The following is a 6,556-nucleotide window of genomic DNA, read 5'->3' as shown; positions in this document are numbered from 1 at the left end:
GAGCAGATAAGGCTCACCGCGCAACGTAACGAAGACTTCGTACAGATGCCATGTGCGCCCAGGCTTGCGGCGAGCAGCTTTGACGCGATGTGCGAAGCCCGCGCCGAATTTGTCGCACCAGCGGCGGATCGTCTCGTAACTGACAACGACACCGCGCTCGAACCCTTGTTATCGATAGGATTTCATTTTTCGATGAAACTCCCGTTTCGGGAAACGTGCCACCCCTCTGACGCGCCGCTCCCCTGCCATCTCGTTGCCTATAATCTCTGGATGCCGAACGTTCCGTTGCACCCGTCCTTGCCTGAGCCTGCGTCCCTGTCCGCGCTGCGCGCGTGGTACGCAGGCGTCAGCGCTCGCGAGGCGGTCGAACGTTATTGCTCGCAGGCGCTCGAAGGCGGCCAGTCTGCGCGCGGCGTGATCGGACGGATTCGTCGGCAGCTCGCCGGTTTCGCCCTCAGCCGGCATCGCGCCGATCTGGCCCAGCTGTTCCAGTGCGCGGTGGGCGAACGGTCCCATCACCGTAAGGCCGCGACCCGGGCGCTGGATATCTTGCCAACGCTTGAGATCCCACAACCACAGGTGAGCGATGTGATCGATGTCTGGCTGCCAGCCCGTGTTGTCCCCGTGCTGCATCAGCATGGCATCCGGACGCTGGCTGATCTGACTGTACGCATCCCTCGTCGCCGGCGCTGGGTGGCGCACGATTTACGGACTCGGCATGCGCAGCGCACGGCACATTGAAACCTTCTTTGCCGCCCACCCGGTGCTCACCGAACGCGCCCGCGCGCTGATCGTGGTGGCGACGCCGGAGCCTGTGGTGCCGTGGGAAAACATCCACGTGCCACATGACGTCGACGGCTCGTGTGGTGTCTTCCGCGCACCGAAGCCGATGTGTTCGCTCAAGGCCGATAATGACTATCAGGCGATCAGCGCCTGGCTCGACCGGCACGAAGCCGCCGAAACTCAGCGTGCCTATCGCCGGGAAGCCGAGCGCCTGCTGCTGTGGGCGATTGCTGAGCGCGGCAAGGCGCTGTCTTCGCTCATGAGCGAGGATGCGACCGCTTATCCTGCCTTCCTGCGCCATCCCACACCCCGCGCCCGGTGGGTCGCGCCGGCGCGCCCGCGATCGTCGTCCGAATGGCGGCCGTTCACGGGCGCGCTGTCGCCAGACTCCATCGCCTATGCGCTGTCAGTTCCGAGTGCAATGTTTCGCTGGCTGATCGAGCAGCGCTACGTGCTCGCGAATCCGTTTGCCGGCCTCAGGGTGTGCGGCGCGCAGCGCAATGGGTAGCTGGACATTTCGCGCGCCTTTACGGCGGGAGAGTGGGAACTGATCCGCACGATTGCCGATGGCCTGGAAAGGTCGCATGGCTGGGCGGTTCCCGCCGCACAGCGTCTGCGCTTTCTGCTCGATTTCGGTTGGGCGACCGGGGCGAACTGGTCAGCGTTACACTCGGCAGTATCATGACCGGCACGCGCGGTGAGCGGTGGCTTCACCTCACCGGTAAGGGGGCGAAGGCTGGCAAGGTGGTGCTGCCGCCACTCGCACGATTTGCGTTGGACCAGTACCTGATGCAGCGCGGCCTGCCCGTGAGCCCCGCACGCTGGGCACCGGATACGCCGCTGATCGGCCATCTCGACGAACCCGGCGGCATTACCACGCCGTGTCTGAGGGAGGTTGCTGTCCGAGTATCACGTTCGCTATGGGGGATACGGCGGGATCGGCTACTATCACGTATCCGACATGTACATCGCCCTGTTCAGTCACTTCATCCCGTGCGGCGTCCACGAAGCCGTCTACATCCTCGATGGGCTGATCCTGAACGGCGCCGACGTCAAGCCCGATACGATCCACGGCGATACGCAGGCACAAAGCGGTCCGGTCTTCGGTCTGTCGTACGTAGTGGGCATCAACCTGATGCCGCGCATGCGCAACATCAAGGATCTCGTGCTGTACAAGGCGGACCGACGGCGCAAATACAAGCACATCGACAGCTTGTGCCGTCAGGCGATTGACTGGGCACTAATCGAACGTCACTATGCCGACATGATGCGTTGCAGTGTCGATCAAAGCAGGCAGGATGACGCCGTCGACGATCCTGCGCCGCCTCGGATCGGAGAGCACAAAAAACAAGCTCTACTTCGCATTCCGGGAGCTGGGGCGCGTGATCCGGACGCTGTTCCTGCTGAAATATCTCAATGAGCCGGACCTGCGTCGCACGATTCACGCGGCGACCAACAAGAGCAAGCAGTTCAACGACTTCGCTCAGTGGCTGATGTTCGGTGGTGAAGGCGTGATCGCCGAAAACGTCCGACACGAGCAGCGCAAAGTGATCAAGTACAACCACCTCGTCGCGAGCATGGTGATCCTGTACAACGTGCAGTGGATGTCGCGCAAGCTGAAGGAACTGCAGGAAAAGGGGCATCCGGTCGATGCCGAGGTCCTCAAGGTGCTGTCGCCGTACCGGCGCGAGCACATCAACCGGTTCGGGGACTATCTGCTGGATCTCTTGCGCTCCGTCCCACCGCTCGACTCGACTATCGATTTCGCATTCAAATCAGCCGCTTAGGCCGTGGCGGATTTTTACGAATCCCGGCTAGGCCTCTGTTCCATGGCACGCTGCCTGCCTGCGACGTCGCTCGCGGAAACCCCGCATTGTGGCGCGTGGGCGGGTGACTATTTTCAGCGCGATTGTTCACCTGAGCCGACGTCTTTGCGAACAGGTGCTTTACGACAGCGAGTTCCGGTAATTGGGCCTTCGCTGCTTGCCCACATCGATTTGACATTGCAGTGGCCGGACGCTTTTTTGAATATCGCAACGGGACGATCTCACAATGCACTGACTGCATCCAGTGACCTACCGACCATTGTTTCCAATGTTGGTATAACCAGCCGCGCGCGATCCGGGATTAGGTGAAACGGAAGATTTTCGTCCATGTAAGTACTCTGACACATCTCAAGCTGGATGGCATGGATACCGGATGACGGCACTCCGTAATGACGGGTGATAAACCCGCCCTTGAATCGGCCGTTGCTAATCCAGGAATACCCGCTTTCCGCTGCTGCATTGATTGCAGCTTGAAGTACCGAATCGGCCGCAGTGCGGCCGTCCTGCGTTCCGATGTTCAGATCTGGGAGTTTGCCCTGGAACAGCCGCGGTAGAACGCTCGCAATCGAATGCGCTTCCCACAGAAGTACATGCGGATGTTCCTCGCGAAGTCGACGCAGTTCTTCTGCAAGGCGATCATGGTACGGTTGCCAGTATGACTTTACTCGCAAATTCTTTTCATCTGCCGTCGGAGTCTGCCTATCGCGATAGACAGTCTCGCCACGGAACGTCTGTTCCGGACATAAGCCGGTGGTCTGTTGCCCGGGATAAAGATTCTCGTCAGAAGATGGTCTGTTCAAATCGATGACATAGCGGGACAAGTGCGCACTCGTGACCGTCGCCCCGAGCTTATGCGCGAACTCGTAGAGTTTGTCAAGATGCCAGTCAGTGTCGGAAAGCCTTAGCGCGGAGTCGGTGTATTTCTCTCGCAGGTCGTCTGGGATGCTTGTCCCGAGATGGGGAATCGAAATAAGTAGCGGGGCGTTCCCTCGCGTCAAATCATATACTTTTGTCACGATGAGCCTTTATTATGTTTGACTGTTGTAGCGCGGTCGCAGGCATCTGCGGTAACAGTTTTTTGAGCGCTGGACGGATCAGCTCGTCGAGGACGTTTCCGGTAAGAGCCGAGATCTGGTCCACGAGTTCGTCCCACTCGCCACGCCTGTGCAAAATGAAAAAATCCCGCCGACTGAGATGGCTCCTGGGAAGAGGAAATACGACTAAAGTGTCAAGATAGTGGCGCGCTTGCCAAAGGCAGAGCGGTGTGGAAATGGCAAAACCGAGGTTTGCGCTGACAAGGCTCAGCAGCGGGTCCGTCGCATCGAATTCGTAATGACGAGCGCTGCCGATATTCAGATGTCGAGCTAACCGCTCAATCTGCTGCCCAATTACTGAACGCGCCGTGTATCGAATCAGCGGCAGTTCGGCAGCCAGGCTTCCCCATTCGGGATTTGCTCCCTTATGCCTCTCGAACCAGCGGCGAGAAGCGACCGCGAGAAAAGCCTCTGATAAAAGCGGAACTTCGACCAGTCGTGTGTCGGTAATTGTGGTCTGAGTGCAAACCACGACGTCAACCTCGCGCTGATGAATTTGCGCTGAAAGGGCTGGCGTAAGCCCAGACCACATTTCAATTTGACGGGTTGATCCGGACACGGCGCGAATCAGCTCCGGACCGACGGTGGCAGCGAACGAGTCAACGCATCCAAGTCGAACCGGCAGCGTCTCGCCTCGCGACGTGTCCCTAAGCTTGCTGCTGACATCTTGTGCCTGCTTCAACAGGGGCTCGGCCAGCTTGAGCAGAGCGCGGCCGGCGAGATTGGGCCGGGGCGGCCGGCTCTCCCGGTCCAAAAGCTCCGTGCTCTGCTCGCGTTCGAGGGATGCGATTGATTGGCTGATGGCACTTTGACTGACCTGCAGCCGCTTGGCGGCTGCGGTCATCGACCCCGTTTCGCAGACGGTGACGAATGCTTCCAGAGCCCGCAAGTCGATGGTTGGTCGAGGTCGTGTCATCGGATTTTGCCTGGTCAAAAATCATGCGATGGGTTTGTGATGCCGATGAAAGTCGGAAAAAGATAGCAATTTCGTCGTCACACCGGCATCAATCCCACCATGCGAAACAGACCTCCGGCTGCCGCTCGAGTGTTGCCTAGTGCTCGGACAGCAGCCGTCCGAAGCCCCTGATGCGGTCCTGGATGCCAGCGAGTCGCATAACATCCCACGCAACAGCCTGATTACTTGTAATGACGGGCTTGTCGGTTATTTGCTCGATCTCTTCGATGACTTCGATCGATCTGAGTGCCCCACAACTAATGAAGATTGCATCAGCGTCCGGACGGTCGAGATACAGCGCCATTTGCGCAATGCTATTCGGAGTCACGCGCACCATGTCGCTGTCTTTTTCGAGCTGGAGGCCATGGATTGCCAGAACTTCGAAGCCCTCGTTTTCCAGGTAGATTTTCTCCATCTCGTTGATTTCGTCCAGATACGGCGTGCCGATGACGATACGCCTCGCGCCGACCGCCCGCAGACCGCGAATGACGGCTGTTACCATGCTTGTCGTCTTTGCATTCGGGGCGCCTCGCGACAATTCTGCAAAGACCTTCTTTTCGCCGACAACCAGACTTCCAGACGTGCAGCCGTAGCAAATAACATCTAGACTGCCGTCCGGAAGAATCCGCGCCGCAGACTCGGCGAGACTGCTAGCAATGTTGTCGAGGGATTTCCGCGTGATGCTGTCAGGATTGGGGACTCGCGTGAAATGGATTCCGACGCCTTTCGGGAGAAGGGTGAACATGTCATCTTCGATCGTTTGCTCGGTCGCGAGCAGCACAAAGCCTGCCTTGGCGCGATTGTGTCGGCCCTGGTCAAACTCAGCCTTGAATTCAACAAGGTTGCTCACAATACGTACTCCTTTATATAGGATTGGAAATGAGGGAGATGTTCTTGACGCCTGCAGCGATGGAGGGGTGGCCTAACCCGTAATGAAGCGGGCGATTCGCGCGAGTCCAAATGAAATGTAGTTCCGCTGAACCAGGCCTAGAGCACGCATATCGGCGGCGCGCAGCGCGCGGCAGCACTCTTCGAGTTCTCGGTTAAGGTATTCAACCTCCTCTTCCCAGAGGTCTCTGACAAAGTTGTACCAAACGCGTGATGCCTGAAAATAGCACCTGTCGTGCGTCTGCCTCAGCTCCTTATTTCTGATCAGCTCATTGATCGCGAAATGTAACTCATGCAAGACCGACCAGAACTCATCGAAATTCCTGGGACCGTTTAGTAACGCGTTGGCTCGGGGGATGAGGCTTTCAATGCGCTCAAGCGCCTGTGGGGCGTCGAGCGGCGAGCAAAAATCTCCCAGCATCTCGCTCAATCGCAGGCGGAAATTGTACGTGTCCCTGTACTCGCGGAAATCGACCCCGCTAACAATCGTCCCGACGCCGTTTTTCGTTTCGACTAGGCCTTCATATTCAAGTCGCTGCAACACCTGACGAATGGGCGTACGGCTCACCTGAAATTCTTCAGCCAGCACGTTTTCTCCGAGGAAGGTGCCCGGCGGATAGTGGAGACTACAGATGCGATCGCGAACTGTCAGGTAGATGTCAGACGCCTGGCCACGAGGAGCCGTGGCTTTGGCTGCCGGTCGCGGCGTTTGGCCCTTCAATTTAACCACGCGTGCCATTGATGTTCCTCGCTGGACGCTGTTGCGGTGATGGAGCGTCCGGTCAGTGCCGCACCAGCGCGGCGTGTGCCCAATGATAACTACAAGCCACAGCTATACGCAACCTGTACACAGCAACAGACTAGTCGAGATCTGCGATAGTGGGAAATAATTTTCACTTATAGGTCCGCGCGCCGTGAGTTACAGGGGGCGCTTGACGTGGTTCTGCATTAAGTGACGGAACCAAAACAAGATTTCTGCGTTTATCAAACCGATTCCGTCGGTTGAATAC

Annotated in this window: 4 protein-coding genes and 4 pseudogenes; 2 read left to right on the top strand and 6 right to left on the bottom strand. The window is 58.1% G+C overall.

The window, feature by feature from the left end; all coding sequences use genetic code 11:
- A pseudogene (locus AB3X96_RS40030) lies at positions 1–162 on the bottom strand (IS6 family transposase); the annotation flags it as partial.
- Between the two features lie 108 nt (positions 163–270).
- Between AB3X96_RS40030 and AB3X96_RS40025 the strand changes: the two are divergent.
- Both AB3X96_RS40025 and AB3X96_RS40020 read left to right on the top strand, forming a co-directional pair.
- A pseudogene (locus AB3X96_RS40025) lies at positions 271–1,671 on the top strand (phage integrase family protein); the annotation flags it as partial.
- Positions 1,672–1,678: 7 nt separating this feature from the next.
- A pseudogene (locus tag AB3X96_RS40020) lies at positions 1,679–2,570 on the top strand (Tn3 family transposase); the annotation flags it as partial.
- A 51-nt stretch (positions 2,571–2,621) separates the two neighbouring features.
- On the opposite strand, the pseudogene AB3X96_RS40015 reads toward AB3X96_RS40020, so the two are convergent.
- The 5 genes and pseudogenes from AB3X96_RS40015 to AB3X96_RS39995 form a co-directional block, all read right to left on the bottom strand.
- Positions 2,622–2,766, bottom strand: a pseudogene (locus tag AB3X96_RS40015) (IS6 family transposase); the annotation flags it as partial.
- Positions 2,767–2,830: 64 nt separating this feature from the next.
- Positions 2,831–3,625, bottom strand: a complete 795-nt coding sequence (gene hutG, locus AB3X96_RS40010; protein ID WP_368594103.1) for an N-formylglutamate deformylase — start codon at positions 3,623–3,625, stop codon at positions 2,831–2,833.
- Positions 3,609–4,619, bottom strand: a complete 1,011-nt coding sequence (locus tag AB3X96_RS40005) for a LysR family transcriptional regulator (RefSeq protein ID WP_368594102.1) — start codon at positions 4,617–4,619, stop codon at positions 3,609–3,611. Before AB3X96_RS40005 ends, hutG begins: the two co-directional genes overlap by 17 nt.
- A 136-nt stretch (positions 4,620–4,755) precedes the next feature.
- Positions 4,756–5,508, bottom strand: coding sequence for an arylmalonate decarboxylase (locus tag AB3X96_RS40000; protein ID WP_368594101.1), 753 nt, complete (start codon positions 5,506–5,508; stop codon positions 4,756–4,758).
- 72 nt (positions 5,509–5,580) lie between these two features.
- Positions 5,581–6,285, bottom strand: coding sequence for a GntR family transcriptional regulator (locus tag AB3X96_RS39995; RefSeq protein ID WP_176112079.1), 705 nt, complete (start codon positions 6,283–6,285; stop codon positions 5,581–5,583).
- Positions 6,286–6,556: the final 271 nt, after the last annotated feature.

The sequence above is a fragment of the Paraburkholderia sp. BR13439 genome (assembly GCF_040948805.1).
In the GTDB taxonomy this organism is placed as follows: domain Bacteria; phylum Pseudomonadota; class Gammaproteobacteria; order Burkholderiales; family Burkholderiaceae; genus Paraburkholderia; species Paraburkholderia youngii.
This window is presented reverse-complemented; position numbering and strand designations above follow the sequence as displayed.